General features: G+C 35.7%; 39 protein-coding genes and 2 tRNA genes. 10 read left to right on the forward strand and 31 right to left on the reverse strand.

Features of this window, described 5'->3' with window-relative positions; translation table 11 throughout:
• Positions 1 to 588, reverse strand: coding sequence for a hypothetical protein (locus ACY650_RS19795; RefSeq protein ID WP_462250350.1), 588 nt, complete (start codon positions 586 to 588; stop codon positions 1 to 3).
• A gap of 81 nt (positions 589 to 669) precedes the next feature.
• Between ACY650_RS19795 and ACY650_RS19800 the strand changes: the two genes are divergently transcribed.
• Complete coding sequence (locus ACY650_RS19800; RefSeq protein ID WP_462250352.1) at positions 670 to 1,665, forward strand: hypothetical protein; 996 nt, start codon at positions 670 to 672, stop codon at positions 1,663 to 1,665.
• 26 nt (positions 1,666 to 1,691) lie between these two features.
• Positions 1,692 to 2,054, forward strand: coding sequence for an SdpI family protein (locus ACY650_RS19805; RefSeq protein ID WP_462250354.1), 363 nt, complete (start codon positions 1,692 to 1,694; stop codon positions 2,052 to 2,054).
• A gap of 8 nt (positions 2,055 to 2,062) precedes the next feature.
• Here the strand turns inward: ACY650_RS19805 and ACY650_RS19810 are convergent, their stop codons facing one another.
• The 7 genes from ACY650_RS19810 to ACY650_RS19840 all read right to left on the reverse strand — a co-directional run bounded on the left by ACY650_RS19810 (position 2,063) and on the right by ACY650_RS19840 (position 10,245).
• Positions 2,063 to 2,509 (reverse strand): globin domain-containing protein, encoded by a 447-nt coding sequence (locus ACY650_RS19810; protein ID WP_462250356.1) that lies wholly within the window; start codon positions 2,507 to 2,509, stop codon positions 2,063 to 2,065.
• A 91-nt stretch (positions 2,510 to 2,600) separates the two neighbouring features.
• Positions 2,601 to 4,241 (reverse strand): sensor histidine kinase, encoded by a 1,641-nt coding sequence (locus tag ACY650_RS19815; protein WP_462250358.1) that lies wholly within the window; start codon positions 4,239 to 4,241, stop codon positions 2,601 to 2,603.
• A 232-nt stretch (positions 4,242 to 4,473) separates the two neighbouring features.
• Positions 4,474 to 5,424 carry a thioredoxin-disulfide reductase gene (trxB, locus tag ACY650_RS19820; protein ID WP_462250360.1) on the reverse strand — a complete coding sequence of 317 codons (951 nt, stop codon included), beginning with the start codon at positions 5,422 to 5,424 and terminating at the stop codon, positions 4,474 to 4,476.
• Positions 5,425 to 5,522: 98 nt separating this feature from the next.
• Entirely contained in the window at positions 5,523 to 7,682 is a 2,160-nt protein-coding gene (gene pnp, locus ACY650_RS19825) for a polyribonucleotide nucleotidyltransferase (protein ID WP_462250362.1), read from the reverse strand.
• Between the two features lie 84 nt (positions 7,683 to 7,766).
• Entirely contained in the window at positions 7,767 to 8,036 is a 270-nt protein-coding gene (gene rpsO / locus ACY650_RS19830) for a 30S ribosomal protein S15 (RefSeq protein WP_348278858.1), read from the reverse strand.
• A gap of 37 nt (positions 8,037 to 8,073) precedes the next feature.
• A complete protein-coding gene (locus ACY650_RS19835) occupies positions 8,074 to 9,798 on the reverse strand; it encodes an LptF/LptG family permease (protein ID WP_462250364.1) in 1,725 nt (574 codons plus the stop codon).
• Between the two features lie 63 nt (positions 9,799 to 9,861).
• Positions 9,862 to 10,245, reverse strand: a complete 384-nt coding sequence (locus ACY650_RS19840) for an START-like domain-containing protein (protein WP_462250366.1) — start codon at positions 10,243 to 10,245, stop codon at positions 9,862 to 9,864.
• A 143-nt stretch (positions 10,246 to 10,388) separates the two neighbouring features.
• Here ACY650_RS19840 and ACY650_RS19845 point away from each other — a divergent pair.
• Positions 10,389 to 10,462: transfer RNA gene (locus ACY650_RS19845), tRNA-Met, on the forward strand.
• A gap of 315 nt (positions 10,463 to 10,777) precedes the next feature.
• A complete protein-coding gene (locus ACY650_RS19850; protein WP_462250368.1) occupies positions 10,778 to 10,984 on the forward strand; it encodes a hypothetical protein in 207 nt (68 codons plus the stop codon).
• Positions 10,985 to 11,072: 88 nt separating this feature from the next.
• Here the strand turns inward: ACY650_RS19850 and ACY650_RS19855 are convergent, their stop codons facing one another.
• From ACY650_RS19855 to ACY650_RS19870, 4 genes are read right to left on the reverse strand one after another with little or no spacing between them, the layout of a single operon-like run.
• Positions 11,073 to 11,495, reverse strand: coding sequence for a (4Fe-4S)-binding protein (locus tag ACY650_RS19855; RefSeq protein WP_462250370.1), 423 nt, complete (start codon positions 11,493 to 11,495; stop codon positions 11,073 to 11,075).
• 1 nt (position 11,496) lies between these two features.
• The gene (locus ACY650_RS19860; protein ID WP_462250372.1) at positions 11,497 to 11,802 is read right to left on the reverse strand and encodes a GNAT family N-acetyltransferase; all 306 of its coding nucleotides are present in this window, start codon (positions 11,800 to 11,802) and stop codon (positions 11,497 to 11,499) included.
• Positions 11,783 to 12,421 (reverse strand): pyridoxamine 5'-phosphate oxidase family protein, encoded by a 639-nt coding sequence (locus ACY650_RS19865; RefSeq protein ID WP_462250374.1) that lies wholly within the window; start codon positions 12,419 to 12,421, stop codon positions 11,783 to 11,785. The genes ACY650_RS19860 and ACY650_RS19865 overlap by 20 nt, the downstream gene beginning before the upstream one ends.
• 4 nt (positions 12,422 to 12,425) lie before the next feature.
• Positions 12,426 to 12,728, reverse strand: coding sequence for a hypothetical protein (locus ACY650_RS19870; protein WP_462250376.1), 303 nt, complete (start codon positions 12,726 to 12,728; stop codon positions 12,426 to 12,428).
• 218 nt (positions 12,729 to 12,946) lie between these two features.
• On the opposite strand from ACY650_RS19870, the gene ACY650_RS19875 reads away from it, so the two are divergent.
• Positions 12,947 to 13,021: transfer RNA gene (locus ACY650_RS19875), tRNA-Pro, on the forward strand.
• A gap of 78 nt (positions 13,022 to 13,099) precedes the next feature.
• On the opposite strand, the gene ACY650_RS19880 is transcribed toward ACY650_RS19875, so the two are convergent.
• From ACY650_RS19880 to ACY650_RS19950, 15 genes are all read right to left on the reverse strand, one after another.
• Positions 13,100 to 14,425, reverse strand: coding sequence for a hypothetical protein (locus ACY650_RS19880; protein ID WP_462250378.1), 1,326 nt, complete (start codon positions 14,423 to 14,425; stop codon positions 13,100 to 13,102).
• The gene (locus ACY650_RS19885) at positions 14,422 to 14,685 is read right to left on the reverse strand and encodes a hypothetical protein (protein WP_462250380.1); all 264 of its coding nucleotides are present in this window, start codon (positions 14,683 to 14,685) and stop codon (positions 14,422 to 14,424) included. Before ACY650_RS19885 ends, ACY650_RS19880 begins: the two co-directional genes overlap by 4 nt.
• Positions 14,667 to 15,644 (reverse strand): HNH endonuclease domain-containing protein, encoded by a 978-nt coding sequence (locus ACY650_RS19890; RefSeq protein ID WP_462250382.1) that lies wholly within the window; start codon positions 15,642 to 15,644, stop codon positions 14,667 to 14,669. Before ACY650_RS19890 ends, ACY650_RS19885 begins: the two co-directional genes overlap by 19 nt.
• A gap of 95 nt (positions 15,645 to 15,739) precedes the next feature.
• Positions 15,740 to 16,081 carry a helix-turn-helix domain-containing protein gene (locus ACY650_RS19895; RefSeq protein WP_462250384.1) on the reverse strand — a complete coding sequence of 114 codons (342 nt, stop codon included), beginning with the start codon at positions 16,079 to 16,081 and terminating at the stop codon, positions 15,740 to 15,742.
• A gap of 5 nt (positions 16,082 to 16,086) precedes the next feature.
• The gene (locus ACY650_RS19900; protein WP_462250386.1) at positions 16,087 to 16,566 is read right to left on the reverse strand and encodes a hypothetical protein; all 480 of its coding nucleotides are present in this window, start codon (positions 16,564 to 16,566) and stop codon (positions 16,087 to 16,089) included.
• Positions 16,563 to 16,790, reverse strand: coding sequence for a hypothetical protein (locus tag ACY650_RS19905; RefSeq protein ID WP_462250388.1), 228 nt, complete (start codon positions 16,788 to 16,790; stop codon positions 16,563 to 16,565). Before ACY650_RS19905 ends, ACY650_RS19900 begins: the two co-directional genes overlap by 4 nt.
• A gap of 4 nt (positions 16,791 to 16,794) precedes the next feature.
• Positions 16,795 to 17,049, reverse strand: a complete 255-nt coding sequence (locus ACY650_RS19910) for a hypothetical protein (RefSeq protein WP_462250390.1) — start codon at positions 17,047 to 17,049, stop codon at positions 16,795 to 16,797.
• A complete protein-coding gene (locus ACY650_RS19915; RefSeq protein WP_462250392.1) occupies positions 17,043 to 17,489 on the reverse strand; it encodes a hypothetical protein in 447 nt (148 codons plus the stop codon). Before ACY650_RS19915 ends, ACY650_RS19910 begins: the two co-directional genes overlap by 7 nt.
• Complete coding sequence (locus ACY650_RS19920) at positions 17,471 to 18,475, reverse strand: YqaJ viral recombinase family protein (protein WP_462250394.1); 1,005 nt, start codon at positions 18,473 to 18,475, stop codon at positions 17,471 to 17,473. The genes ACY650_RS19915 and ACY650_RS19920 overlap by 19 nt, the downstream gene beginning before the upstream one ends.
• Before the next feature lie 4 nt (positions 18,476 to 18,479).
• Positions 18,480 to 18,974 (reverse strand): hypothetical protein, encoded by a 495-nt coding sequence (locus ACY650_RS19925; RefSeq protein WP_462250396.1) that lies wholly within the window; start codon positions 18,972 to 18,974, stop codon positions 18,480 to 18,482.
• 36 nt (positions 18,975 to 19,010) lie between these two features.
• Entirely contained in the window at positions 19,011 to 19,355 is a 345-nt protein-coding gene (locus ACY650_RS19930; protein ID WP_462250398.1) for a hypothetical protein, read from the reverse strand.
• Positions 19,345 to 19,566, reverse strand: a complete 222-nt coding sequence (locus ACY650_RS19935; RefSeq protein ID WP_462250399.1) for a hypothetical protein — start codon at positions 19,564 to 19,566, stop codon at positions 19,345 to 19,347. The genes ACY650_RS19930 and ACY650_RS19935 overlap by 11 nt, the downstream gene beginning before the upstream one ends.
• Positions 19,567 to 19,569: 3 nt before the next feature.
• Complete coding sequence (locus ACY650_RS19940; protein ID WP_462250400.1) at positions 19,570 to 19,827, reverse strand: hypothetical protein; 258 nt, start codon at positions 19,825 to 19,827, stop codon at positions 19,570 to 19,572.
• Positions 19,821 to 19,982: a hypothetical protein gene (locus ACY650_RS19945; protein WP_462250401.1), complete on the reverse strand. Its 162-nt coding sequence runs from the start codon at positions 19,980 to 19,982 to the stop codon at positions 19,821 to 19,823. Before ACY650_RS19945 ends, ACY650_RS19940 begins: the two co-directional genes overlap by 7 nt.
• The gene (locus tag ACY650_RS19950; protein WP_462250403.1) at positions 19,970 to 20,389 is read right to left on the reverse strand and encodes a hypothetical protein; all 420 of its coding nucleotides are present in this window, start codon (positions 20,387 to 20,389) and stop codon (positions 19,970 to 19,972) included. The genes ACY650_RS19945 and ACY650_RS19950 overlap by 13 nt, the downstream gene beginning before the upstream one ends.
• 111 nt (positions 20,390 to 20,500) lie before the next feature.
• On the opposite strand from ACY650_RS19950, the gene ACY650_RS19955 reads away from it, so the two are divergent.
• Positions 20,501 to 20,911 (forward strand): hypothetical protein, encoded by a 411-nt coding sequence (locus ACY650_RS19955; protein ID WP_462250405.1) that lies wholly within the window; start codon positions 20,501 to 20,503, stop codon positions 20,909 to 20,911.
• Here ACY650_RS19955 and ACY650_RS19960 read toward each other — a convergent pair whose 3' ends face one another.
• On the reverse strand, positions 20,912 to 22,114 hold the full coding sequence (locus tag ACY650_RS19960) for a tetratricopeptide repeat protein (RefSeq protein ID WP_462250407.1): 1,203 nt from the start codon (positions 22,112 to 22,114) through the stop codon (positions 20,912 to 20,914).
• Positions 22,115 to 22,266: 152 nt separating this feature from the next.
• Positions 22,267 to 22,443 (reverse strand): hypothetical protein, encoded by a 177-nt coding sequence (locus ACY650_RS19965; protein WP_462250409.1) that lies wholly within the window; start codon positions 22,441 to 22,443, stop codon positions 22,267 to 22,269.
• Positions 22,444 to 22,519: 76 nt separating this feature from the next.
• Between ACY650_RS19965 and ACY650_RS19970 the strand changes: the two genes are divergently transcribed.
• From ACY650_RS19970 to ACY650_RS19985, 4 genes are all read left to right on the forward strand, one after another.
• Positions 22,520 to 23,008, forward strand: a complete 489-nt coding sequence (locus ACY650_RS19970) for a hypothetical protein (protein ID WP_462250411.1) — start codon at positions 22,520 to 22,522, stop codon at positions 23,006 to 23,008.
• Positions 23,009 to 23,020: 12 nt separating this feature from the next.
• Positions 23,021 to 23,344: a hypothetical protein gene (locus ACY650_RS19975; RefSeq protein ID WP_462250413.1), complete on the forward strand. Its 324-nt coding sequence runs from the start codon at positions 23,021 to 23,023 to the stop codon at positions 23,342 to 23,344.
• A 219-nt stretch (positions 23,345 to 23,563) separates the two neighbouring features.
• On the forward strand, positions 23,564 to 24,049 hold the full coding sequence (locus ACY650_RS19980; RefSeq protein ID WP_462250415.1) for a hypothetical protein: 486 nt from the start codon (positions 23,564 to 23,566) through the stop codon (positions 24,047 to 24,049).
• A gap of 28 nt (positions 24,050 to 24,077) precedes the next feature.
• Entirely contained in the window at positions 24,078 to 24,485 is a 408-nt protein-coding gene (locus ACY650_RS19985) for a hypothetical protein (protein WP_462250417.1), read from the forward strand.
• 75 nt (positions 24,486 to 24,560) lie between these two features.
• On the opposite strand, the gene ACY650_RS19990 is transcribed toward ACY650_RS19985, so the two are convergent.
• Together ACY650_RS19990 and ACY650_RS19995 are read right to left on the reverse strand one after the other, a co-directional pair.
• Positions 24,561 to 25,436: a metallophosphoesterase gene (locus tag ACY650_RS19990; protein WP_462250419.1), complete on the reverse strand. Its 876-nt coding sequence runs from the start codon at positions 25,434 to 25,436 to the stop codon at positions 24,561 to 24,563.
• Positions 25,429 to 25,914: a hypothetical protein gene (locus ACY650_RS19995; protein WP_462250421.1), complete on the reverse strand. Its 486-nt coding sequence runs from the start codon at positions 25,912 to 25,914 to the stop codon at positions 25,429 to 25,431. Before ACY650_RS19995 ends, ACY650_RS19990 begins: the two co-directional genes overlap by 8 nt.
• Between the last annotated feature and the right edge of the window lie 4 nt (positions 25,915 to 25,918).

Genomic DNA, 25,918 nt, shown 5'->3' on the forward strand with positions numbered 1-25,918 from the left:
CTAATCATTTATTCGATACCTAACACCAGTCTTTAAAGACCACTGCTGCTTAAAGAAGGTATCTTTAAATGCATCTATATCAGATTGCGTATCGCGAAAGATAACATTTGCACCAATTCCAATTGTCTGAGTAATACTAAACTTGCTTCCCAAATTTAACAGCATCCCAGCGCCACCTCCTATATATATACTATTATCTACTTGCTCAATTGTGTTTGGAATAAATGACCCACTATTGGTATCAAAGACTTGAGAATTTTGGACATCTTTTATCCTTTGAAAGATGAAATCGAAAGAGTGAAACATATTCCATTTCGTATCTCTACCGTGCAAATAATTTTCATATCCAATAGTTAACCCTGTTAGCTTGAATGCATCTCTCTCTTCTATCTGATCGCCAAATGAAAACAATAAGGCAGGACCGATACTCCATGAGTGATTATTAAAATCAAAACGTGCTGTTGGAGAAATTATAAAAGCATCATCTCTATCGAGCTTATTGAATGTCACATCAACTGATGACACATTTTGAGCAAAGGAGTACCCAGCAAAACTGAGAAATATGACGGAGAAGAAAATCTTATACATGCTCAAATTTATTAACGAAAACTATTCTCACGAGTCATAATGATGACATTCAATTAAGAGATATCAAGATATCTTTGATTTATGAGAAATTATCTTTTCTTGATCATATTGCTAATTACAGCCTGTAAAGAAACTTACGAAGTTCCAAATCACACGCCTGGAGTGATAAAAGTTGTTAATGGTCTTATTATGACTGCATACGGAGAAGGTGGGCTTCTGATAACAAATGAAAATACAGGACTAACTATTGCACAAATATTTCCTCCAGAAGGAATGCATAGTATAGATGATTTTGACGTTGATAATAACCTAATCTTCGTACTTGATTCAAGAGGAAGAGATTATTTGGCAGTCTTTTCTTTTAATGGGACAAATGCGGATCTAGTATCAAGACCAGTACAGGTCGAAGGTGGGCCGTTTAATGGCATTTCTGCGTCAGCAGGAAACTTAGTTGTATCGGGGGGTACTACTTTCCTAAATAGATTTACGTATTCATCAAATGGGGAAATTCAAGGTCCAATTTCGTTTGGAAGAGATAGAGGTCACCCCGATGTATTACTATCCTCAGATGGCCAAGCGGCATTCATATCTACAGATTTCGATGGAGGAGTAAATGGTTTTGGAGTTACATCTTTGTTCCTTGGTGACGAGTTACAAATTCCTTTTATTGTATCCGAACTAAGAATAATGGAGGCAGGTTTTAGCTCAGGAGTCACCTCACCTGTAGGTTTTCCAATTCAGACAGCCACATTCAACGATAATTTGATTGTAGCACATGGTGGCGGACTTACAATCATTAATTTGTTGGAGGGCTATGTTTTTAATTCAAATGAGAATATAGACATTGGTATTAGTGCTATTTCAATCACAATCGACTCTAATATTGCTTATGTGATAGGTTTTCAAAATAATACTCCAACTCTTGTGAGGGTTGATCTATCAGACATTTCTAACCCAACTACTCTTAGCTCTGAATCATTACCTATAGGTGATAACATACCTACTTCTATCGGTGTTGGAATTGATGATTTATATATAGCTGCTGGATCTGCTGGAATTGTAGTGCTTCCAAAGTAAAGTTTGAATTCGTTTAACTTTAAGTCATGAGCACTTCCTTTATCTTAATTAACCTAGCGATCGGTCCCCTATTATTAATAATCTCTTTATTGATTAAAGCTTTTCCCCCGAGGAAAATAAATTGGGCCTACGGTTATCGAACAAATCGATCTAGAAAATCACAAGAAGCCTGGGATGAATCCAATAAATACGCAAATGATCTAATGCTTTGGGTTGCAATAGCAACAACAATAGCTCAAATAGTTTTGTACTTCGTTACTAGTCCTGCTAATGCGCTTCTTATTTCATGCGTAATTATGACAACTCTACTGATAGCAATAGTTGTTGTTGTTGAAAACTATCTTAAAAACAATTTTGATAATGATGGGAAAAAAATCTCAAACAATTGAACGTTTGATCAATTTCCAAAAATCTTATTCAAGAAACTTTTCTTTTTATTCTTTGAATGATTTTCAGCATTAACCATTGATTCTGCCAGGTAAGTAAGAACTTCATCCCAAGCTTGAATTGTTGGAGTATTATCTCCTGAAAGGGCGTTATCAATTGTTATCAGTAGGGCTTCCTTCATAAATCCGTATTCCTCTTCTTTTACTTTCAATTTTTTATGCGTGCTTCCTAGTTTTTGAATTGCGTCTTGAATATTCTCTAACCTGTCCAAATTACCAACAACAAACCCTAGAGTATAGGCAAGTTTTTCACTTTGCATAGTAAGATCTGCAGGAAAATAGTGCTTTGTTGAAGGGGCTATCTCGAACAACTTGTCATAGAAAGACTGAATTAAATTCGGATCTTGAGAAACTCTACTCCAAGATTTAGTAATCAAATCAATTTGTTCTGACGTCATAAAATATAAATTGGTCTTTAGTGGATAATAGTTTTAACAAAAAAGAACTCCAGTACTTTTCATTTGGAATTCGATCAATCGAATCCGGTCTTTAAAAAATTGGCAATGAAATCCGAACTGCAGTTCCAGAGATTTCACTGCTTTCTATTTCAATGGTTCCATCAAGAGATTCTACTTGCTGCTTAGTTATATACAAACCAAGTCCTTGTCCATCGGATTTTCTTTGATCAAACCGTGCTCCTACTTTAAAAATTTGATGAGAATGCCTAACAATATCAAAACCATCACCATAGTCAATAATTGAAAGTATTACCTTTCTGCTTAATCTTTCTGCTCTTACGGTGATACGTTTGCTTCTATCATTAGTGCCGTATTTAATGGCATTGGAAATTACCTGAAATAGAATGTTGTCTAGGTAACTAGGAAGCGTGTTTAAAAGAATAGAAGCAGGTACTTTATTCTCAATTATCAACTCTTGATCAGCTATTACCATTTCTAAGCTTTCTAGTACCCTATTGACAGACTTTCCAACATCACAAACTGTTCTTTTAAGTAGTTCCTTATGATCCAGATGAAGGATATTATTGATGTTATTTATACTTTCATTCAGTTTCTTAACAGTTATATCTAACATTTCCAGATATTTTTCGGAAAAATCCTGATTCATTAAATCTGTAAGTGCCACCAGGTTGGCTACTGAAGCTCGTATGTTATGAGAGGTAATAAAAGAAAAATCTTTATGCTGCTTACCTTGCAACGTAACTTGTTCAATAAGCTTTTTTAATTTGACGTGACTAGCTGCCCGAGAGGAAATACTCGCCACCATATTTGCATAAAGCTTCAACATAGCAATTACACTCTCTGAGTATTCTAGAGAAAAGTTTCTAATAGTTTCAAAGGCGATAAAACCAGAACAGTTACTATCTAACTTCATAGGGATAGTCAGCGTACTTTTTACGTTCTGACACATCAAAACTTCCTTAATAGGTGAATTGGGAAGGTTGGGGATAGATGGATAAAAAATGTGTTGCCCTTTATCATGAGCTAAAATCATTTCATGCAGCAGCTGAAGAGGAAAACTGGTATTTATATTACTTGCATTAGAGATACTTTCTAACATCCATTCGTGGGATACAATGCATTGCTCACTTTTGTAGTCATAATGATGTACTTGTAATCGATCAATACCCAGGAATAACCCTAGGTCATTTAATGACTGATTTATAATTCGATCAACACTATCTAAGTCAGCCTCTAAAAAATAAGAGGATATGCTTAAAAGTATTTTTTGAATTTCAGCTTGTTGCTCTGATTCAAGTTTCGTACTTCTTTCATGTGTTACATCTCGAATAACACCATCTACATAATAATCACTGTTTTTATTAACTCTTCTTGCACTTAGGTGACCATAGAATATTGTACCGTTTGATTTTCTAAACCTTACCTCTCCCTTGTATGCTCCTAACTCGCCCAATAAGCTATCATTAATAACATCGACACTTTTTTCATCATCATAAAATGATTTTGCTTTTTTATCCAAAAGAGCTGAATAATCACTTACTTGGAAAAGTTGAAAAAAAGCTTGGTTGACGTATAATATTTCACCTTCAGAAGAGCATCTAAATACGGCTTCTGTCAAATTTTGATTAACAATTTCGGCCAGGTCCCTATCGGCTACAGGGGTCGCTAGCTGGTTGGAATTTTCAATAAAGTAACTCGCACTAGAATTCATAATTATCATTGTAATTCATTGCGCAAGTAACGAGAGAACTTAAATGAGAAGACACTTTGAGAGGTGTACAATTTGGCTACAATTATTTGTCACCAGTTAGTCACACCTTTTTCATAGAAATCTTGTATTTAAGTCATACTAGACTGATTTGCTAATTAAAAACCTATAATTAGGCATAAAAAAACCTCAAATTTCTTCGAGGTTCTTAAAACTTATAAAGTCTCCAAGATCTTTATGCTTCCTGCATTTCAACTTCCTTTTCCGCGATCCATTTTTCTGCATCGAGTGCCCCCATACATCCACTGCCAGCTGCAGTCACAGCTTGGCGGTAAATTTTATCTTGCGCATCGCCAGTTGCAAATACACCTGGAATATTGGTCTTAGAAGTTCCTGGAATAGTTTTGATATATCCTTGTTCATCCATATCTAACCAATCCTTGAAAATATCAGTATTTGGCTTATGTCCAATTGCTACAAAAAAGCCTTGAGCTTCGAGCGTTCTTTCTTCACCTGTTTGTGTATCAACTACCTTAACACCATTAACTTCCTCATCACCTAATACCTCTTTTGTCTCAGTATTCCATAGAATCTCAATATTCGGAGCATTCTTAACTCTTTGTTGCATAATCTTAGAAGCTCTCATTTCGTCTCTTCTTACTAGCATGTAAACTTTGTTTACAATTTTAGAAAGGTAGCTTGCCTCTTCCGCTGCCGTATCACCAGCTCCAACAATCACAACATCTTGACCTCTAAAGAAAAATCCATCACAAACTGCGCATGCAGAAACACCTTTACCGTTCAAACGTTGTTCACTCTCTAAGCCAAGCCATTTTGCTGAAGCGCCTGTGGAAATGATTACTGACTCGGCTTCAATTTCTGTTTTCTCATCAACAGTAACTTTATGCGGCCAGCCACTAAAATCAACAGAGGTAATCATACCACTTCTTACATCCGTCCCAAATCTTTCGGCTTGCTTTTGAAAATCAACCATCATTTGAGGCCCTATAACCCCTTCTGGATAGCCTGGATAATTTTCAACATCATTTGTTATTGTAAGCTGCCCACCAGGTTGTCCTCCTTGATATAATACCGGGCTCATTCCAGCTCTAGCTGCATATACTGCTGCAGTGAAACCAGCCGGACCAGAACCTACAATTAAAACTTTTACTCTTTCTATTGCCATACTATTTTTTCATTATAAAAAAAGGTGTCCATGCAGAACACCATTTATTTAGCTTTTGTGCCATAACGGCCTATAAAAATCTTAAAGTGTCCTTTAGATTACTCTTCAGTTTTTTCTTCCTTCTTTTCTTCTCTCGGAGGTCTAGGCAAAAGTACTTTTCTAGAAAGCTTGAATTTACCAGTTCTTTTATCAATATCGATAAGTTTCACTTTTATCTCCTCGCCTTCTTCCATTACATCAGCAACGTTCTCAACTCTCTCCCACTTAATCTCTGAGATATGAAGAAGTCCATCTTTACCCGGTAAAAATTCCACGAATGCTCCGAAAGGCATGATAGATTTCACTTTACCGTCATATACTTCGCCAACTTCTGGCTGCTGAACAATTGCCTTGATTCTAGCCATTGCGTTATCCAAAGATTCACCGTCAACAGCAAAAATGCTCACTTTGCCACCTTTATCATCTTCTTCAATATTTACTGTCGCTCCAGATTCCTTTTGAATCTCTTGTATGATTTTTCCGCCAGGTCCTATAACAGCACCAATTAACTCTCTGTCAATTCTCAATTGCTCCATTCTAGGTGCATGAGATTTAAGCTCAGTTCTAGGTTCTGTAATAGTCTTAGCCATCTCACCAAGAATATGAAGTCTACCCTCTTTTGCTTGATTTAATGCTTGTGCAAGGACATCATACGAAAGTCCATCAACTTTAATGTCCATCTGACATGCAGTTATTCCTTCGGTAGTACCAGTTACCTTGAAATCCATATCACCTAAGTGATCTTCATCGCCTAAGATGTCAGATAAAATCGCATACTTCCCGCTTTCACTATCTGAAATCATTCCCATTGCAATTCCAGAAACAGGTCTCTTAACTTTTATACCAGCATCCATCATTGCTAATGTACCGGCACATACCGTTGCCATAGACGAAGAACCATTTGATTCTAGGATGTCAGACACAATTCTTACAGTATATGGATTACCTTCATCTTCAGTAGGAATCATTGGCTTTAGAGCTCTCATAGCAAGATTTCCATGCCCAACTTCTCTTCTTCCAGGCCCTCTATTGGGCCTAACTTCACCAGTTGAAAATCCAGGGAAATTGTAGTGAAGAATAAATTTGTTGTATCCAGAGAACATTGCGCCATCAATCATTTGCTCATCAAGCTTGGTTCCAAGAGTTACTGATGTTAACGATTGTGTTTCTCCACGCGTAAATACAGCAGATCCGTGAGCTGAAGGTAAATAATCTACTTCAGACCAAATTGGTCTAATCTCATTTGGCTTTCTACCATCAATTCTTTCTTGCGTATCAAGAACAAAATTTCGAACAGCTTCTTTCTCTATGTCATGAAAATACTTTCCGAGTAAGAAATCATTCATTTCTTCCAATTGCTCTTCAGAGAATTGCCCGATGTATTCCTCATAAACTGCTTTAAAAGATTCCTTTCTTTCTGATTTATTAGGATTCTTCTTTGCTGCTACGTCATAAAGCTTTTGGTATACAGCTTTATGCATTGATTCTTTTAATTCCTCATCCTTAGGCTCATGATCATATTCACGTTTTTCAGTGGTACCTGCTTCTTTGGATAATTCTTCTTGAATTGCACATTGAATTTTTATTTCTTCATGTGCTTTCTTAATTCCTTCTAGCATTTCGGATTCATCCACTTCTTTGGATTCACCCTCTACCATCATAATATTATCAGAAGTACCGGCAACAATTAAATCCAATGTCGCATTCTCAAGTTCTTCTGGAGATGGGTTTACTTTATACTCTCCATCAATCTTAGCAACCCTTACTTCAGAGATTGGGCCTCCAAATGGAATATCAGATACAGAAATCGCAGCTGAAGCCGCGAGGGCTGCAAGTGCATCTGGCATAATATCTTTATCTGCCGAAATCAACTGAATAAAGACTTGTGTGTCAGCATGATAATCTGAAGGAAATAGTGGTCTTAGCGCTCTATCGACCAGTCGACAAATAAGCACTTCATAGTCAGATAATTTTCCTTCTCTTTTCAAAAAGCCACCTGGGATTTTACCGGCGGAAGCAAATTTTTCTTGATAGTCAACAGAAAGTGGTAAGAAATCCACTCCTTCTTTAGCTTCTTTGGAAGAAACTACAGTTGCCAAGAGTTTGGCGTTCCCCATACTCACAACAACAGATCCATCAGCTTGTTTCGCAAGCTTTCCTGTTTCAATGGATACTTCCCTACCGTCGGATAGTTGGAAGGTTTTAGTAATTACGTTCATAATAAATTAATAATAAGGACACGTTTTGCCCTTAGGTGTTTACAATCAAAAAAGGGAATCAGAAATTTGATCCCCTTTAATTTTTTATTTCCTGATATTGAGCTTCGCGATGATGCTACGATATCTTTCTATATCATTCTTGTGCAGATAATCAAGAAGCCTTCTTCGCTTACCTACCAATCTTAAAAGACCTAATCTTGATGCATGGTCTTTTTTCTGCGTTTTTAGGTGGTCAGTCAAGTGGTTGATTCTTGTTGTGAACAACGCGATTTGCGACTCTGGCGAACCTGTGTCTTTTGCTGACTTACCGTGTTCTTTAAAAATTTCTTCCTTTTTTTCTTTTGCTAGATACATTCTAAAATCGTCTACCTCTTTTAATTGAAGCGCAAATTTACGCTTTGTTCTTATTCCTAGCAAATTTGCGTGTAAGCTTTTCAATACCAATTCGATATGCGTCTAGTTCAAACAATCTAGCATCGACGCGGGCTTGCCTCAAAAAGAACAGTCCAAAAGGCAATAAAATCACATCTGACATCCAAGCAGCAACATAAGGATCCATAGCTCCTTCCTTAGCTTGCTTCTCCCCTATGCTCGTAAAAACGTAATATATGATGAAGAAAAATATAGCAATTATTGTAGGTACACCCAGTCCACCTTTCTTAATAATTGCTCCTAATGGGGCCCCTATTAGAAACATTAAAATACATGCCAGCGCTTGAGCATACTTTTTTTGCATTTCTATTGTATAAAGACTCGCGTCCTTCTGATATTGATATAGTCGAGCTTTCGATGAATTCAAGTTGACCTTTACATTCCTGGCCTTATTAAGCGCTTCGGAATAAATAGGTTTCTTATTTCTAAACTTATTATCAACATGTTTATCAAAGTCTGCCCAATCCAATGTGTCAATATTTCCAGCCTGGAATCGTGAACTTCTTCTAATTCTGGTTTTTTCCTTGATGGACTGCGGAAGTTTGCCCTTCGTTGTAATATCTATTCTTTCTACCCCAAAGACTTCAGTTGTGTCTTGGATAAATTCCACAGTATCGGACTCTTGCTCGCTATCTTGACTTTTATCCTCCTTCCTTAATTGCTGATTCAATAGCATGGAAGGAAAAAAAGACGCCTCAACAGATCTAACTGTTGTTTTACTATCATTATCATTGGTTTTCTCTTTTTCACTACCACCCAGTTCTCCCTTTTTAATAATTTCTTCCTTGTTGTCCATGTGGTATTCGAAATACCTTCTTGTTGTTTGAATGAAACTCGCCTTTTGCTTTATCACCATGGTTTGAAACGAATCAATATCTAAAGCCAACTCGCTTATATTCTTCATTTGACGATTATTTTGAAACAACTCCTCCTTTCTTCGCTTCAAATCGAAAGAAGATAAACTAAACACCATGTCCATTTTATCATATTCTGTTCTGTAGAATCGATCAACAGAGCTTTCAGAATTAGGTTCTTCTGAGTAATAATGACCATCATATAATTCAAGCTTCAGGTATCGATCATCCATTATGGTATACATGAGACTAGAATCAGCCATAATTATTGTTTTATTTCCTCTTCCAGTAGAATGGTCATAAATAATGACATCCAACAGGGTCTTACCATCTGGAAGTTTGTCTTTTGCCTTAATGCTATAATTGGGAATGCCACCATAAAATGCACCAGATTTAATATCTAAGGCTGGCTTGGTATGCTTTATATCGTAAAGAAGACTGTAAGCTTTAAGGTTGGCTGCTGGAATTGTATAATTATTAAAAAAATATGCTCCAAATGATAAAACAACCACAAACAGAAATATTGGCCTTAATGTTCTTAAAAGTGAAATCCCAGAACTTTTAATGGCTGTTAATTCAAATTGCTCTCCCAAATTTCCAAAAGTCATTAAAGATGCTACCAAAACACCTAATGGAAGTGCTATTTGCAACATATTGAGAGAGAAATAAAAAAGTAACTCAGCAAAAACTGTAAAGCCTAAGTTTTTGCCAACAAAATCATCAAAGTACTTGAGTAGATATTGGATTAATAAAATGAAGTTAGAAACTGCTGTTGTTAGCAGGAATGGTCCAATGAAGGACTTAAGCATCAAAACATCCAATTTTCTCATAGAGGCACAAAAGTAGAAAAATGGAACGTAGCAATAAGAATACCAGGTTAGATGTTTTACGAATTAACCGCCAACAATTTCCTTTAAATCATGGATTAGGGATCCCCAAAGCTCGTTTGCTTCTTCTTGGTCCATATCAGAATAATCAGTGATGCGAACATATACTGACTGAGTCAATTCATTCATGTCAATTTTGAACTCAAAAAAGTTATTGTCATCATCTCCATCCATAACATCAAATCGAACATGATGATTAGTTCTATTAGATGTTAATCTGGCTTTTGTTTCGTCTCCATCCCAAATGAAGGTATAAACCTTATCTTCATTATTGATATTAACATCATCAGCAAACCACTGCGCTAATCCGGACGCTGTGCTGAAATATGGATAGAGCATCTTTTTCGATGCATTGAACTCAAACTCACCTACATATTTATACTTAGCCATACTTCATTGAAATTTTTGATAAGGTAAAAAAAAAATCTATTTCAACAAGCGCATGGTGAAAAAGAAATCTTTTATAGATTTGCGTTCCTTTTTGAAGAACCTATCAAAAAGATGTGTGATAATCATCACAAAAGATTAAATATGGCGAGGTAGCTCAGTTGGTTAGAGCGTCGGATTCATAACCCGGAGGTCGGGAGTTCAAATCTCCCTCTCGCTACTCTTTTTTGAACCTCCTTCTCTACCCTTCATCTGATATAATATCATCTGAAAAAGAAATCCATTTGCTAACTGGGCTAGCTCAGGCTACGCGCCCCGGGCTACGCGCCCCGGGCTACGCGCCCCGGTTGGTTAGAGCGTCGGATTCATAACACGGAGGTCGGGAGTTCAAATCTCCCTATTATTACTTCTTCTTGTCTTCCACCTGATTTTTCTGCAAATCCCACTTGTTTACCTGATGTACACAGTACATTCTTTGAGTAATTCTTATCAAAAAGTAGTCTTGCAAAACTGATAGAAACTTACGTTTTGCAAGATGAACAACCAGAAGAAGTATGCCCTAAATAAAATTGAAAATACACTTTACATGCTTTGCTTGGCTGCGACGCTATTAGATATGTGGAGTAGTAATTCTCATCCAACGATATTTTTTCTATCATCAATGCTCTTGGTAATAGGAGTAATCGGAATTATTGGGATAGAGTTTACTAAACTTCGCTGGAAACAAAAGAAGATTAAATGAATCTCAAACGCATAGCTTTGGACGAGTCCTAGGAAGGGATTTCATCATGCTTATTCACTTTAAGCATTCCCTTCCTTTTGACTTTGTGCTAACTGTCAAATGCTATTGACTTGTGACTTCCATCGCAATAGGGCTTATTGGAAGATGCACCACACCTACAAAAAGCAGTAACTCGATGTTTAGATGTCTCTGAGCCGTCGTGATGCTTTACATTAATATTTCCATAAACCATTAATGGACCACCTTTAATAACCTCAACGACCTGCTCTTCTTCAATTTCATTCTGATTATCAGCCATATTTTTCATCCTATATGAAAGTGCACCGGATGGGCACTTATCTATGACTTCTTTAATGGACTTATCAGGAGCCCCGTTAACGTTGACCCAGGGACGTTCATTAGGATTAAAAACGCTAGACAATCCATTGAAACAATTTTCTGAATGTATACATTTTTCAGGCTGCCATACAACCGTAAGATCTTCGCTTTCGTATTCTTTAATTTTTCCCATATTACAATTTAGCACCTTCCGCTAACAACTCCCTGTAATCATCAATGTGTTTTTTAACGAATGATCTTACGAACGGGCAGAGCGGTATTATTTTCAAATCTTCTTTTTCAATAATCCCTAATGTCTCCCTTACCAATTTATGTCCAACCCCCTGTCCTCCCATTTCATCAGGCACCTCAGTGTGAATAAGATATAATGCACCCTTTTTTCCAATCTTATAATCTATTAAAGCAATTGAGTTTTCAAGATTTAACTCAAACCGATTCTCTTCAGTATTATTTTTAGTTTTAATGCTTGCTAGATCCATCAATAAGTCGTTTTATATATTCAGGTGGTTCTCTTTTCTGATCTAATTGATGATCAATTACAGGTTCACCATAGGATTTATTTAAGGGGATAATACCACACCAAGAATTATCGGCTTGCATCTTCACATTTACATCACCTGCTCTAAGTTTAGCTGCAGCGTTATCTAACGATAACCTTGCAATTTTGGTAATAGCAATTTGATCATCCGTTGGTTCACCAATGTCATCAATCCTACCAGGTATATATCTATCAGTAAATAGATTAAAAAATTTTCTTTTCTCATCTAAATCAATAATTTCTTCAACATGAGAAAATCCAATAACAGACCTGTAATTGAATGAATGGTCAAAAGCTGTTGTAGCAAGAACTAGTGCATCTAAATGGGTGATAGAAAAACTCACCTTTTCATCAATTATACTTTCGATGAACTTACTCTTTGAAGATGCGTGGATGTATATATAATCACCTTCTCTAGCAAAACCAGTTGGGATTTGATGAGCTATGTTATCACGAACAAATGCTATGGTACAAAAAAGACCTTCATCAATTATCTGATACAAGGTCTTTTTATCTTCTGTACCCCTACTAGGATACCTTGAAGGTCTTGTTTGTGACATTGAATTATGTGATTAGAATAATCAATAAAAGAATGATAATAATTGCACCTATTGAAATTGAAACCTTATTATCTAAGCCAGTTTGCTTCAATTCTTTTTTTATCTCCTTCAGTTCTATTTTAATTGAATTCTTTTCTTCTTTATCCATGTCTGAAAAATCCATTTTCCAAATTTCATGAACTCGATTTTCAAGCTGTTCAACGCGTTCCTCAGGAGTCACTTCTTTTTTTGGATCTGTTTCAGTGGCAGAGGCCATCGACATCACCATGAACGCACAAACGAATAGCAAGTATTTGACTTTTTTCATAGTTAATTATTTATTGTGTTGAATAACTTAAATGTAACAAAATCACGATAATCTGAGATATCATAAAGCCATTTTGAAACGGTTTATTTGATAGACGAATTTTCAAGGAAAAAATTTTCAAACAATTGTAAATTTTAACAATTGAATTTCTACATTTGCGTTCCGTTTTCAAGAACGGTCGTCTGTTTTAATGAAAAAAAGAACAGATGTACATCGATCGGGGTATAGCGCAGTCCGGTTAGCGTACCTGCTTTGGGAGCAGGGGGTCGTAGGTTCGAATCCTACTACCCCGACAACATAAACCATCTTTACGATACCGTAGGGATGGTTTTTTGTTTTTATGTGTCGCTATTAAGTGTTGTTTTTTCATGTTATGATGCAGAGCTTTTAGCTTCAAACATTGGCTTACCTCTCAACTTAGATAACATCTTTTGCTTGCTGTTGTAATTCCTTCTTGTGGTCCTATGAGAATCATGCATACCGAATATTCCTTCGTATGCTGTACCAAATTGCTCTGACATGATAGTCGCATAGGTTCCTCGCAGGTCATAGAATGTCGCATGATAACCCACATCTAATTGTTTCCAGTAGTGAGTCCACGCTTTTGACGCATGTCTTATTATCTTCTTTCTATTAGCTTCTTCAGGTTCTATCAAATACATTCCTGGCTTTAAACCATAGTGCTTTACCAACTCATCAAATAGATCATCAAATTCTTTCGTTCGAATTCTCATTCGAATACGTTCCGTCTTCTTCTTCCTTGATACTTTAAAATCCTTAAATCTTATGAAGTCATCCAAGACATGATCAACCTTGAGTTCTGCAATATCTTCGGGTCTCCCTCCTGTGCAAAATTCCAAGCGGTAATAGAATGTTAACCAAGATCTAAATAATGATCTTCTTTTAACTCCAGACTTCTCCTTGGTAAAGGCAATCCCATTTTCAAGGGTAACCACACCTAGCAACTTCTTAAAATGATCAGGCTCAATAAATACTCCATCCTTATCCTGAACCGTTTTCCTAATAACCTCTCTATTAGAAAATGGATTACTTATGTTATAATCTTTAATTTCAATCAGATACTTATAGAATCTTGATATAGTATTCAGCTTATTATTTACTGTTCTGTTGGCATACTTATCAGTCAACCATTTGAATATTTTACCGACCATATCTACGTCTACTTGATCTAGTAGTATAGTATCAAAATCATACTGAAGTTCTAATAATGCTTGTTTGAAAACTTTGATGTTTATGAATTCATCTTTAATCGTATTCTCGCTGTGGCCCTTGATCTTGTGATGTGGTAATAAGTTTCCTTTTTCATCCTTATCTTGAAACCAATCATTATACATTCTTAAAGCATCTCTAAGCCTTGATGGTTTAATGTTTATTGATTGAGTTGGTACTTGTTGATCTATTTCGAACTTCGCTACTGCTTGAACATGTCTAAGTGAGAACTTCTTGTAATCTCTAAAGTCTTTTCCATGTGTTTCAATAGGAACCATTCTCTTCTTATTTGGATCCCATGCTTTAGATTGAAATCTATGTGATTCTGCATGCTTACACGTGTGCAATGCCTTCCCGCTTGACTTACATATTTTACCTACCGTTGTTTTACAGTCAGTATAGACGCATAAAATGTATTCTCCCTTCTTACGGTCTCTTTTAGGAATATGTAAGGGCTTATAATTCATATCAATTTACTCGTTGCCGTTGATCCTTTGAATTCTCTCAAGTCCATTCCTTTTCTTTCATCCTCATCCCACTTTGCAAGAATATCCTCTAGTCTAACGCGATTGAATTTGACAGGAACACTCATTTCTTTGAGGTATTTCTTAACTGTGTCGGTTGATTCAACCTCGAATAACAATTTAATTCTTTCTCCAGTTACTTTTAGAATTGGAGACCATTCAGTTACTACAGTTGTGTTACTTCTCATTTCTTCTTCCTCCATCTTTTCATTTCACTTGAGTCTTCTGGATTAACGCATTCGTAATCACTGGTAGAGGCACTTGCATTGTTAGCAACGTACCCTACTACTTGATCCCAAGTGAATAACTTTTCTTTTTTATTTCTTTTATTGGGGTAGTACCTAGGGTAGTCCAAAACACCTTTTTTCACCCATCTTTTTACTGCATTTTCAACTCCTGGAAGCAGCTCCAAACCCTCTTCTTTAATAAACTGAAAAACATTTTTATCGCCTTTTTTGATGTTCAATTCTTTCTTGCAAGGAACCAGATTCCACCACTGATTCACATCTTTATGTCCATTGCTGCGAGGTAATACATGATCGATTTCCAGCTCCCATTCTTGGCATAATTCTCCAGAATACTGGCACACGTTTCCATAGTTCTTTTTTATTTCAGCAGGACTAGTACCTGACTTGCTTATCTTGATGTTTAGATGCTTCGCAATACGCTCCATTAATTCCTTTTCATTCTCAGTAGCATCCTTACGATTCCATACCTTGTTTACAAGGTTTGCATTTATTGAAATTCTATCGTTGTATATCAACTGCTCCACTATCCAATCTCTAGTCTCACCTCTTTGGCTTAATATCCGCATAATAGATGCATCCCTATCATTCGCTCCAAGGTTTCTAAATCCTGCGTTAGAAGCGTGCTTAAACAAGACTGTCGGAGTAAACCATATCTTTCGGCCCCTATCAAGAAATCTCATTCGCTCCTTCCCATCATTGTTGCAGTCGTGAACAAAATCTACAATATCAATATCTTTCTTAGTTACAATCCCTTTTGTGAACTTTTCAAATCCATCCCAATCAACTTCAACTACACCAATACTGTCAGATTCATCCAACCATATCCACTTTAGTAGTTCTGCATTCTCGGGTTTCATGAGATTGAACCAAGGTTGCTTGATAATATTACGATCTAACGATGTGGGTTTATACATATCTCATGTTTTTGAGAGACAATAACACTGACCAACTTCCAACCAACATGTACATTCATGTTGTTCATTAAATACTTCCGTTTGTTGATTCTTCATCATCTTATAAGTACATACTGCTTCTTAATTAATTTGACCTTTGAGGCTAAGTGTAACTTAAACTCCTTATTCAATATCAATTCAATCCTTTTTATATGTGATTCAATTTCAGGATTATCTTTTACAACATTTAATCCGTGATAAATTGAAGCTCGATCAATACCTAAATACCTACTAATTGAACTTTTTGATGGTATGACATGATAGTATATGAGGTGCATCGTAATTTGTCTTGGTATAGAGAATTCTCTAAACCTCCTTTCCCCTGTTAGATCGTTCTCAGATATATCGAAATAATCTGCAACTAACCTTACAATTAAGTCCATCTTAGTATTTCTCATAATTCTTAACTGTTAATGTATAATTCACTCAGAAGTAGAATAAATGTTGGTATTAGCACGCCAATAAATATGTTAGTTACCATTGATAGCGAACTAACATCCTTAGCTATTTCTTCCTTTTCCTTAGTTAACTCTAAAATCTCTTTGCCCTTTCGTTCTTTGTCTGCAAAATTTCCTATCTGCAATTCAATCAAGCTTAGATGAACCTTAATTTTGCTTCTGTTTTTTAGAACAAGAAGGATATTAACAATAGCCTCCATACTTGCGCCGAGAATCGCAACCGTCATCCACCCATTCGCAACACATAGAAATATCGAAGCTGCCATAATCCAGCTAAACATTGTTGCTTGTCTATTATCTTGATTGGCTTCTTTTGCTAGCTTTTTACTGTTCATCTGCTGCCAATAGATTGCTATCCCTATTACGATTAAGAATAATATCGGTGCTGATAAAAATGCTTTTACATACTCTTGAATAAGACTCATTGTATTGTCTCATTAATGATTAGCGAGTAATCTTTTGGGTACTTTCCGCGTTCCCTCATGCTTTTTCTGTTAATACTCTTGAAAAGGAAATTCCATTGTTCCCAATCAAGCAAGCTCATGTTTACTCTGAATAATTCTATTTTCTGATCATCATTATTGAATACCTCTTTGCTCTCTACAGTCTCTTCATTCAATTCTTGATTTGTTTTAGCTTGATCCTCCATCTTATTACTCGTTTAATACTTCATCCAGAATTAGATTATTGTGATAATACTTTTTCCCTTTACCACTATTTGCCACCTGAGTGCTGTGCTCGAAATGTACTTTGGCTTTAAGCTTTGAATTTTCAGATACTGAATTTCTCTTACTTCTTACTTGCAATCCTAGTTTACCATCAATGGTATCTAGTAGTAGATACTGCTTAAATTTCTGATGTTTGCCTTGAGGTTCATCTACTCTCACAACCGTTCCTTCTATTACCATAGTTTTTCTATTTTATTAAGTTGATACTGAAGTTTATGCTTTTCTTGTTCTACCATTGATATGGTATATCCATGCAAGCTTCCATTGTGAAAGTCATTTACTAAATCATCAATTTTCTCTTTCAATTCCTTTCTTTTATTATAGATAGCTTCCATCCTTTCATCTGGATCTTTAAATGCAACCCATGTACAAACCGTTGTTGATTTCCCGTTTTTCTTATTCCCATGTTGTTTAATCAACACGTAATGGTCTCTTAACTCTGAAATTCTCGCGGAAACAACCCCAGGACGCCAATTGAGATATTCAGCAATCTCTACAATCGTCACCGGGCCAAGCATCTTAATAGTATTGAATACTATTTTCTGCTTTTCATTTAGATTGATTAATTCTCTCCTAGACTTATTTCTTGTTTGTATTGATGTTAGGCTATCTGCTTGCATGATAATTGATTTAAGTGTTTGAGAATGTTCTTTTCATATTTCGCTTTTTCACTTAAAATCTTTTTGTTTTCTGAAATATGCTTCTTCATTTCCTCGACAGCTTTCAGTGATACTATTTCTAATTTTTGAATATCATCTAGCACTTCCTCTCTGCTAATGAAAAATGTTAATGATCTTTCATTTTCCTTCTTGAAATCAGAGTTGTAGCTAGTAAAAATCCACCCTTGCCATCCGGTTACATAGAGGCCTTTAATTATTTGCCAGTAGTACCTTGGTTCTATTTCCCTTAATGTTTCTTTTCTTAGTGGCGGTATTCCTTCAGATCTTTTCCCATATATATACCGATAGTGCGTTTGATATTTCGGGGCTTTTCCTTCAAATCCATAATTAATGGATTTTATATAACCATCTGGAGTACAACCTATATATCCATCTAACTCCTTATTAGGAGCATCTTTATGAAACTTCTGTTTTATTCCCCATTCAGATACTATTAGTGGCTTAAAGTTTTTTTCGAACCACCAAACTGTTTCTTCCTCTCGCTCCTTTCCTTCTGCCATATCTGGACTTTCATAATCTGATATTGGTTTTCCGGTTAGGCTCTCAATTATCTTTTCTTCAATGTATGTTAACGCACCTGTTGATAATTGCCCTCTAGTTAATGGCTCTACCTTTTCAGAAATATCCTTCATGGTCATAGAATCATCTACTTCAATCTTTAGTGATTTCGCATAATCTATTAGCTCAGACTTTCTCTTGAATGATCCTTGAATCTTCCGAATTCTATCATCCAAAGTATCATCAACACCGGCCATTAATCTATGGTCAGAGCTTGCTGTTAATTTTGCGATTCGTTCCTTTGATTGTTCTTCAGAAAACTCTATCCATTGAGCTTCTTCTTCTTGTCTTTTATGAAAACTTCTTAGCGTCTCCTGCTCTTCCTTAGAGACACCAAGAGTTTCCAATATTTCCTTTGCACCTACCATTATTTTAGAATTCTAATGGCACCAGATTAATTGAAAATGTGTGGAATTTGAATCCGCTGTTAGCTTTCTTCTCTCCCATAAATTCAACATCCATGATTGCATGTCTTGGTACATTGTTTTCTATCATATAACTAACTAATGAGGTAGCATAAGACTCAATCATTCTCTGCTTTATTGTATCCCCATCCTTGTATATTTCAACAAATGCAGCTTTATCTAAATAAACATATTCAGGATCTCCTTCTTCTTGTCGAAATATGTTCTTGGTTTTTGCTTTCTCTTTAATTCCTTGAAATACTAACCGCTTTCGATCACCTTTGTCTTCTGGTGACCATGTCTCAGCGTTAGTATTGAAATCAAGTCTATCTGCATTAAATACTTTTTCTAACGCGGACTTACTAGCAATGTCACTCAATTGAGCGAATGGAATTTTCATCGCAGCCTGATTTTGAATCTCACTTGTTTGCTGCTCTACTTTTTCAATTTCTGTTGTTTCCATTTTTATAATAATTAATTGATTAAAACTCTGTTTTCATTAACCTGCCATAAGTGCTTCAGGCTGTATTTGATTGAGAACATGATTTCGTATGTCCTCTTCATTTTGATTTAATTCATCTAAAAAGTAATCCCGCGTATCCATCGCTAATTCCATCTCAGTTGTTGATCTCATAAAAGCAATTCGAGCCAAATTGATTATTGCATCGGCATTTCTCTCTGTAATATTTCTTTGTCGGTATAGTATTGCTTTCATGGTATCTATACTTCCTATTTCAGTACCCTTAGTTGCTTCTAGCATGTCATAATTTGAGACATACTTAAGTATGCGATTTGCCAATTTTGGACTGATCGGATTTCCGTAATGTTTAGGTTCAAATAGCATGTTCTTCTTTTTTCTTTTCCTTCTTCAATTCAATGTTATCTGGAGATATTTGTACTAAAACCTTCCCCCTATCATGAGTAAATACATTGCATTCATATGCCATAATTGTTTCTAATCCTACCTTCACTTTACTTACCCGAGCTGTATTCCCTCTATAGTTTCCTTTTGTGATTTTGACGTTGTCGCCTACTTTAATTTCTCGTTCTTCCACTGTTCATCCATGCATTAAATTCAACTTCATTTCCTCTGCGGCTTCTCTTTCGCCAAGATCTTCGGCTATGTCAATCCACTGATCTGCAACTGCCCAATGTGAATGATCAAACTCCTTTCTTATGAGCTGAATGCATTGTTTAAGTGTGCTTAGCTTTACTGTAATAGTTTTTCTTTCGTCAGGATCTACAGGGGCCACCACCATGTTCACCCCTGTATCTTCCTGACTTTCACCTATCGAGTTATCAATCGCCTCTACCATGCTTGTTTATTTTGATTTGGTGAATAGATCGGTCTGAATCCGTTTCTTATGCAGTAGATTTTGAAGTGGTCTACCGTAATAAAATTTCTTGCAGATAAAGTGCTTCCATTCGCATCAATAGCCGTCCAGTTTATCTTCTTCTTTATTGCATCCATGACACATCTCCTTCCTCGTCTATACTTGGATACAATTCTATTTCGTGGCTTTCTGGATATACTTGATCTAGTGCTTTCCGAACTCGCCCTTTATCATTCTTTGATAGCGATACTTCTGACTCATTTCGAAAAAGCTTAAATCCTGTGATCTTCAAAATTTGTAAAGAGGTGCACCTATCAGATGAAATATCATCTACACCATTAATCTCATATTCCACCTCTATCTTATGATCTCCCTGGCTTCCTAAATCGTGTTGCTCGTTGAATCCTTCTTCTAGTTCTTCAAAAAGGATGTCGCCTTGCATCTCCAATAAGTCTTTGATTATATGCTCTATTTCGAAGTACCCTATTTGTGGTATTTTTCTAACCGTTTTTGGGTAATTTGTGAGCTGTGTTGAATGCATCATTTGTATATTTGTTTGTAATCGTTATACAAGTATACGGACATTGTCTTTATTTGTTAAGACATTGTACTTAATAAATTAAAATAATGTCATAATTTAGAATCAATCTAAATAATGAGTATCACCCAATCAGAACGTCTAAATAAGGTTAAAAAGCACTTAAAGCTCACAAACAAAGAGCTAGGAGCTGTCGTAGGTGTGACGGATCATGCAATTGCAAAGGCCATGAACCGAGACAATGTCAAACCTTTCTATTTAGATGTCTTTCAAGAAAAATTTGGAATAAGTAGAAAATATGTTGAAACAGGTGAGGGTGAAATGACTGTCCCCAAAACCGACATATCCGACATAGTTGTCAATAAAGAATTACTAGATGAGCAGGTTATTGATATGCTTAATGAAATGATTGATTCAAATCCAAATGAAAAAGAAAATCTTTCGTTTATTCGGGATCAGTACAAGCTATTACTTAGTAATTATATGAAGTCTAAAAAGCTTCTCAAGGAAGCTATCTCAAATATTTGATTATACTAATTGATCTGATTCAGCTGTAAGCTTTCTTCTTTTTGATCTTTTAACAAATCTGAAGGTAAGTATTATCAACAATACAATACAGCCAGCAACACCTGAAAGTTTGAGGCCATTTTTGAGTTGTCTTATTGTGTTTTCGAATACTATTTTATTCTTAATTTCATTTATAGCATTTCTAAATGCTAGAGTAGACATTTCACGTTTTACGTCTAATTGTTCATGCACAAACTTCTGATACTCATCAGCTCTAATATCTGAGTACTTAGAATCTCCAGTTAATTCTCTAAGAAATCCGAATACTTTTATATTATCGATATTGACATCTTGCGTATAATAGATACTTTCTGCTTTCTTCAGCATAACTACTGCCTCGTCATCTCTTCCTTGTAGCATCAGGCACTCCCCTAAATCCATCATAGTCATGAAATTAACATGGAGTTCTAGAGCTTTATTTAACAACTCTTCTTGACGCTTAAAATTTTTCTTTTTGTAGTATACATTAGCCCAATCGTGGTAAATCCACATTTTAGATTTATTAGAAACTGATCCGTCGCTCTTAGAAAGAGATTGATCTATCGCTATTTGAAAGTAGCCATCTGCTTCATCATCTAAGCCGTTTGCTAAATGTAATAATCCTAGTTCTCTGTTTGCCTTGATTTTTAATCTTGACCCACTTTCAGAGGTTCTATCTATTTCACTAAAAATCCTTAGTGCCTTATCGTGCAATCCTAATTGTTTGTATGATCTACCTAAGTTTGATCTTACATAATTTGATGTTGAATTATGATTAATATAATTACCGTCAGATCTCTCATCACATTCTATAGCTGACTTTAAAGCAATTTCGTAATTCTCTGAAGAGATGTCATACAATCCTAATTTCTTTGCTATTAAACCTAAGTAAGTAAAACTAGCATAGGTGAACACGTAATCTGTAGTGTCTGAATTGTTATAATAATTTATTCCTCTAGTGAAGTTTTCCCAAGCAGATATGTAATCTTTTGATTTGTAAGAATAATATCCAAGGTAATAATGACCAAGTGCTTTTTGGTACCCTAAACCGTTGAAAATATTATCATTTGATAATTCTAAAATCCGATCTTTTGAAAGCGTGGTATCTCCTGAGTAATAACGCTCCAGTTCCGACTGACCGAAACTGCAAATTGGCAGTATAAGTATTAATAAATACTTCAGCATGGTTCTTAAACGCTAGTTTAACTCATATTAGCGTGGCTCTGCTGACTGTGGTTAATCCAATGCAATGTAACTATATAATATGAAACGGCAAGACATTGTCCATAAATATCTTGCCGTCATCTGCATTTTTTTTTATATGTATCGGAAATTAATCAACCTCCCCCATTACCGAGTCCGCCACCTGGTTGCCCACCCGGCTCCTCGTCATCGTCTCCATCAGTTGCTTGTACATCAACTGGCAACTCTTGCATCGGTTCTACTGTGTCTTCAGTACATCCAAATAGTGAAACCATACCTACAAATGCAATAATCATCAATACTTTTTTCATTTTTCTTAACGGTTTTATTTAAAATTTATTTACTTAAAGGTCGCTAATTTTCAAGTCAATCTTAAATTTTAAAACCATGAAAAACTTCTTGATTTCAATACTCTTAGTTCCCTCGTTATTGTATTCCCAAGAGGGATTTGATGAATGGACAACCACAGAACAGGTAGACGAATTTGGTGATAAGACAGGGACGTATGTATCAACCTACTATAACATGGGTACGTTTTCAAATTCAGCGGCTACAAATGAGGAAGTGATTGTAGCTATAGTAGATTATGGTGACTCATTCTTAATTAACTTTTATGAATATGGAAATCCTCCAGCCGCACAATTGACTTATGATGGTTCTTTCGGAGAAATATCCGTTAAGAGAGCAGATGGTACAATTGAAAGATATGAGGTTTTTGCTCCTGAATCAGGGGGGATCTATATCAGATCACAATCTCCATTATTCGATATTTTAAAAAACACTGTTTCTGAAAAATTAAAAATTGCAGTCTTTGAAGATGCGTTTAGTGATTATGGAAATAGTAAATATATTTTCACTGTAGAAACCAAAGGTTAAATACCTATAATTATGCTTCATTTTATTACAGACGGCGACAATGACGATGAAGACAATGACACTGTAGGTGCCGGCAATACAGGTGGTGGTGGAGATAATGAGCCACCAGTAAGCAGTATCACTAATTCTGATCCTTATGAACCTTATCCTAATGATGGTGACGATCCAAACCCACCTCAGCCAGATAGCACTCATACTAGTGTAGGAGATTCAGACGGTCCAGATACGCCTAATCCTACATCAATAGACAATGGCTTTAATTACGGACTGTGGATTATGGTTGTCGTTGGGGTTAGTATGATTGGTGTGGGAGTTTGGAAGTTCTTGAGGAGGTGAAATTCTCTCTAAACAATAACCTCTATAGCCCGTTAATTATCAATAAATGTTCACTTTCAAATTTTATTGTAAATTAGATAGGGCTTATAGTTTAATTATAAGTATTTGACCTATAGAATACTAAGTGTTTTTACCAATATTAAAAATTGTGCTTATTCTGTTAAATAGTTAGGCATTATTTTCGCGTTGAATTTCTCACCCAATTCAAAACTCAATACAATGGAATCACTAAAGGCTCATACCACCAAAGTCTCTACAAACGAATCTCATCAGGATGAGGTAATTCATGAAATCTTTGAGATTATCAAGAATGATGCTATTGTTAGTCAAGAGTTATTGAAGTCAAATATTGAAGACAAGAGTATTGAATTCTTTAGGACATTACTCAATGACCCTCAAAAGGCTATTGCTGAAATGTCTTCAAATATTGATGAGTTAATTTTCAACGCTGTTGAAGAACTTTTCACTAAGAAATTCAAGTCTTCTAAAAAGGTTGGAAAATTATTCCTTCAGTCCACCGGAAAGAATGCTATTCATTTTTATCTGGTACTAAAAAAAGACACTGAGTCTACACGTTCTACTTTTTATGATTATCTAGACGGTTACGATGAACTTGCGCTTTCAAACAGAGTAGAAGTTCACCTTCATTTCATTGGAGATGACCTAGCCAGTAAGCTAAAGCCAGAAACCAAACAGGCTTTCTAGTTTATTTCTCCATCCTAAATCACCGTCATTGACTTCGAAGAAATATCTTGATCAAGCGCATCATAATATTCAGTTCCTAAAAGAGTTGGATGCCAAGCAATCAGAAAATTTTTTTGATTGGAAGATAACAGTTTGTTTCTATGCGGCACTTCATCTAATGAAAGCTTTATTGCTTGAAAAGTATAATGTTGAAATTAATTCTCACAAAGACATTAAGGAAGAGATTTTTAACAGGGTGAAAAGAGAATGTTTTTCATCTTACAGAAACTTATATAGATCTTGCCATGATGCTAGGTATGATGGGTTTGAATCTGATGAGGTATTTATTGAGAGCAATCGCCGAGAATATATTGAATGCAAATTAAGGCTTGAATATATTCTCAAGTACTGTAAAGGAAAGGGGCTTAATATCGATAATTCCTTACTCCCATTATAACAAAAAAGCCCACCCTACCGGATGAGCTAACGATTACAAATCATATGATACATACGAAATGATTAGCAAATTTATTTAATCTGCTTGATATATTCTTCTCTTCAGACTACGTGCATTACCATCTTCTTTATTCACCCTAAACTCTGCAAACCACCCTCCCATTAATTTTGGTAAGAAGTCTTTTTGAACTTCAAATCCTGCCATACCTGGGTTTACATCGTCTCGTTTGTAGCTTCCTGTTTTTAACCAATCAACAGAATCAAATACGATTTCATTGTTGTCGGTTAACCTCATTCTTGTATTTGATGGATCGTAAATCTTATCGTGTGTATGACCTGAAATATTAATATCTGCGTCAGGTACTTTAAATACATCAATTTGCGATCTTAATATGCTTTTGGATCTTTGGGCATTTCCTCCAGCTCCATGATGGTAGTATATTAAGTTTGAGAACCTCTGTGTATTAGAAACATTAAATACTAACCTTACAAATCCCGAATAGCCTCCAGTTTGCACTTGGCTTCCTCCATCCATTCTTAGTAAGAATGCAAGCCTATCAAGTATGTCTGTATCATGTCTTCTTTGAATCTCTGTTTCGTGATTTCCTTTTCCTATTAAAAGGATCTTTTCTTTATATGGCTCTAAAAATTTGGCACAATCTTCAATTACCGTATCTAAGTATCCTTTGTCTTTTCTTATATACTCAGGTCTGATATTTTCAGGTTTGCTTCTTGGATCTCTAAAACATCCCATAACATCAAAAAGGTCTCCGATGATTATTGCTCCATCACATTCGCTTAGATGTCTGGCAAACATCTCTCTATGGCAATACTGGGAATCAAAGTGAATATCTGAAAATAAGCCTAGTTTGTACCTCCTTGAGGCGTTCATTTTAATCTTTACGGAATGAACATTAGGTTTATGTACTACCAGATCTCCAACTTCACTCATTGTTATTTTTTATTTGTTTCCCAAAGTACATTCCAATCAGTGGTGTGATATTCTTAATGGATCTTTCTCCGAAATAGAACACGAATATTACGAGGTTGATAATCCAGAATGCTGATACAACTTGCTCGTCATTGGGTAATTCCCATTTACCAGAAAAGACATAAAAATCAACAATGGCCATCGAATAGCTTACTAATGGCCTAAATGCTCCTCTTAAGAGTACTATTATTTTACCTATCCAGCCAAAGCTTTTTAAATCTGCTGCAGTTCCTTCAAGATCTTTTATTTTTTGATTGAACTCTTTCTCTACATCCAGCGCATAGTTTCTTGCCTCTACTTCTTTGGAATAAAGAAATCTTTCAACCTCCATTTTGAATTCGTGCTTTTGCTCTTTAGATCCTAAAAATCTTTCAGCAACATAACTTATCCCCTTTACTATCCCGTCGTCTCCACTAAAAAGTTTTGTCAGCCACTTCATATCA

Source organism: Ekhidna sp., assembly GCF_963691765.1.
Lineage (GTDB): Bacteria > Bacteroidota > Bacteroidia > Cytophagales > Cyclobacteriaceae > Ekhidna.

Bases quoted from the DNA above. Each gene is read 5' to 3' on its own strand.
- ACY650_RS19900 (WP_462250386.1), bottom strand. From the start codon at position 16,566: ATGAGTCTTATTCAAGAGTATGTAAAAGCATTTTTATCAGCACCGATA.
- ACY650_RS19870 (WP_462250376.1), bottom strand. From the start codon at position 12,728: ATGAAAAAAGTCAAATACTTGCTATTCGTTTGTGCGTTCATGGTGATG.
- ACY650_RS19815 (WP_462250358.1), bottom strand. From the start codon at position 4,241: ATGAATTCTAGTGCGAGTTACTTTATTGAAAATTCCAACCAGCTAGCG.
- ACY650_RS19960 (WP_462250407.1), bottom strand. From the start codon at position 22,114: ATGCTGAAGTATTTATTAATACTTATACTGCCAATTTGCAGTTTCGGT.
- pnp (WP_462250362.1), bottom strand. From the start codon at position 7,682: ATGAACGTAATTACTAAAACCTTCCAACTATCCGACGGTAGGGAAGTA.
- ACY650_RS19945 (WP_462250401.1), bottom strand. From the start codon at position 19,982: ATGGATGCAATAAAGAAGAAGATAAACTGGACGGCTATTGATGCGAAT.
- ACY650_RS19865 (WP_462250374.1), bottom strand. From the start codon at position 12,421: ATGTCACAAACAAGACCTTCAAGGTATCCTAGTAGGGGTACAGAAGAT.
- ACY650_RS19890 (WP_462250382.1), bottom strand. From the start codon at position 15,644: ATGTATAAACCCACATCGTTAGATCGTAATATTATCAAGCAACCTTGG.
- ACY650_RS19860 (WP_462250372.1), bottom strand. From the start codon at position 11,802: ATGGATCTAGCAAGCATTAAAACTAAAAATAATACTGAAGAGAATCGG.
- ACY650_RS19940 (WP_462250400.1), bottom strand. From the start codon at position 19,827: ATGGTAGAGGCGATTGATAACTCGATAGGTGAAAGTCAGGAAGATACA.
- ACY650_RS19800 (WP_462250352.1), top strand. From the start codon at position 670: ATGAGAAATTATCTTTTCTTGATCATATTGCTAATTACAGCCTGTAAA.
- ACY650_RS19840 (WP_462250366.1), bottom strand. From the start codon at position 10,245: ATGGCTAAGTATAAATATGTAGGTGAGTTTGAGTTCAATGCATCGAAA.
- ACY650_RS19975 (WP_462250413.1), top strand. From the start codon at position 23,021: ATGCTTCATTTTATTACAGACGGCGACAATGACGATGAAGACAATGAC.
- ACY650_RS19995 (WP_462250421.1), bottom strand. From the start codon at position 25,914: ATGAAGTGGCTGACAAAACTTTTTAGTGGAGACGACGGGATAGTAAAG.
- ACY650_RS19855 (WP_462250370.1), bottom strand. From the start codon at position 11,495: ATGGGAAAAATTAAAGAATACGAAAGCGAAGATCTTACGGTTGTATGG.
- ACY650_RS19955 (WP_462250405.1), top strand. From the start codon at position 20,501: ATGAGTATCACCCAATCAGAACGTCTAAATAAGGTTAAAAAGCACTTA.
- ACY650_RS19915 (WP_462250392.1), bottom strand. From the start codon at position 17,489: ATGCAAGCAGATAGCCTAACATCAATACAAACAAGAAATAAGTCTAGG.
- ACY650_RS19905 (WP_462250388.1), bottom strand. From the start codon at position 16,790: ATGGAGGATCAAGCTAAAACAAATCAAGAATTGAATGAAGAGACTGTA.
- ACY650_RS19970 (WP_462250411.1), top strand. From the start codon at position 22,520: ATGAAAAACTTCTTGATTTCAATACTCTTAGTTCCCTCGTTATTGTAT.
- ACY650_RS19895 (WP_462250384.1), bottom strand. From the start codon at position 16,081: ATGAGAAATACTAAGATGGACTTAATTGTAAGGTTAGTTGCAGATTAT.
- ACY650_RS19805 (WP_462250354.1), top strand. From the start codon at position 1,692: ATGAGCACTTCCTTTATCTTAATTAACCTAGCGATCGGTCCCCTATTA.
- ACY650_RS19980 (WP_462250415.1), top strand. From the start codon at position 23,564: ATGGAATCACTAAAGGCTCATACCACCAAAGTCTCTACAAACGAATCT.
- ACY650_RS19795 (WP_462250350.1), bottom strand. From the start codon at position 588: ATGTATAAGATTTTCTTCTCCGTCATATTTCTCAGTTTTGCTGGGTAC.
- ACY650_RS19910 (WP_462250390.1), bottom strand. From the start codon at position 17,049: ATGGTAATAGAAGGAACGGTTGTGAGAGTAGATGAACCTCAAGGCAAA.
- ACY650_RS19965 (WP_462250409.1), bottom strand. From the start codon at position 22,443: ATGAAAAAAGTATTGATGATTATTGCATTTGTAGGTATGGTTTCACTA.
- trxB (WP_462250360.1), bottom strand. From the start codon at position 5,424: ATGGCAATAGAAAGAGTAAAAGTTTTAATTGTAGGTTCTGGTCCGGCT.
- ACY650_RS19885 (WP_462250380.1), bottom strand. From the start codon at position 14,685: ATGGAGGAAGAAGAAATGAGAAGTAACACAACTGTAGTAACTGAATGG.
- ACY650_RS19810 (WP_462250356.1), bottom strand. From the start codon at position 2,509: ATGACGTCAGAACAAATTGATTTGATTACTAAATCTTGGAGTAGAGTT.
- ACY650_RS19835 (WP_462250364.1), bottom strand. From the start codon at position 9,798: ATGAGAAAATTGGATGTTTTGATGCTTAAGTCCTTCATTGGACCATTC.
- ACY650_RS19930 (WP_462250398.1), bottom strand. From the start codon at position 19,355: ATGCTATTTGAACCTAAACATTACGGAAATCCGATCAGTCCAAAATTG.
- ACY650_RS19925 (WP_462250396.1), bottom strand. From the start codon at position 18,974: ATGGAAACAACAGAAATTGAAAAAGTAGAGCAGCAAACAAGTGAGATT.
- rpsO (WP_348278858.1), bottom strand. From the start codon at position 8,036: ATGTATCTAGCAAAAGAAAAAAAGGAAGAAATTTTTAAAGAACACGGT.
- ACY650_RS19850 (WP_462250368.1), top strand. From the start codon at position 10,778: ATGAACAACCAGAAGAAGTATGCCCTAAATAAAATTGAAAATACACTT.
- ACY650_RS19880 (WP_462250378.1), bottom strand. From the start codon at position 14,425: ATGAATTATAAGCCCTTACATATTCCTAAAAGAGACCGTAAGAAGGGA.
- ACY650_RS19920 (WP_462250394.1), bottom strand. From the start codon at position 18,475: ATGGTAGGTGCAAAGGAAATATTGGAAACTCTTGGTGTCTCTAAGGAA.
- ACY650_RS19950 (WP_462250403.1), bottom strand. From the start codon at position 20,389: ATGATGCATTCAACACAGCTCACAAATTACCCAAAAACGGTTAGAAAA.
- ACY650_RS19990 (WP_462250419.1), bottom strand. From the start codon at position 25,436: ATGAGTGAAGTTGGAGATCTGGTAGTACATAAACCTAATGTTCATTCC.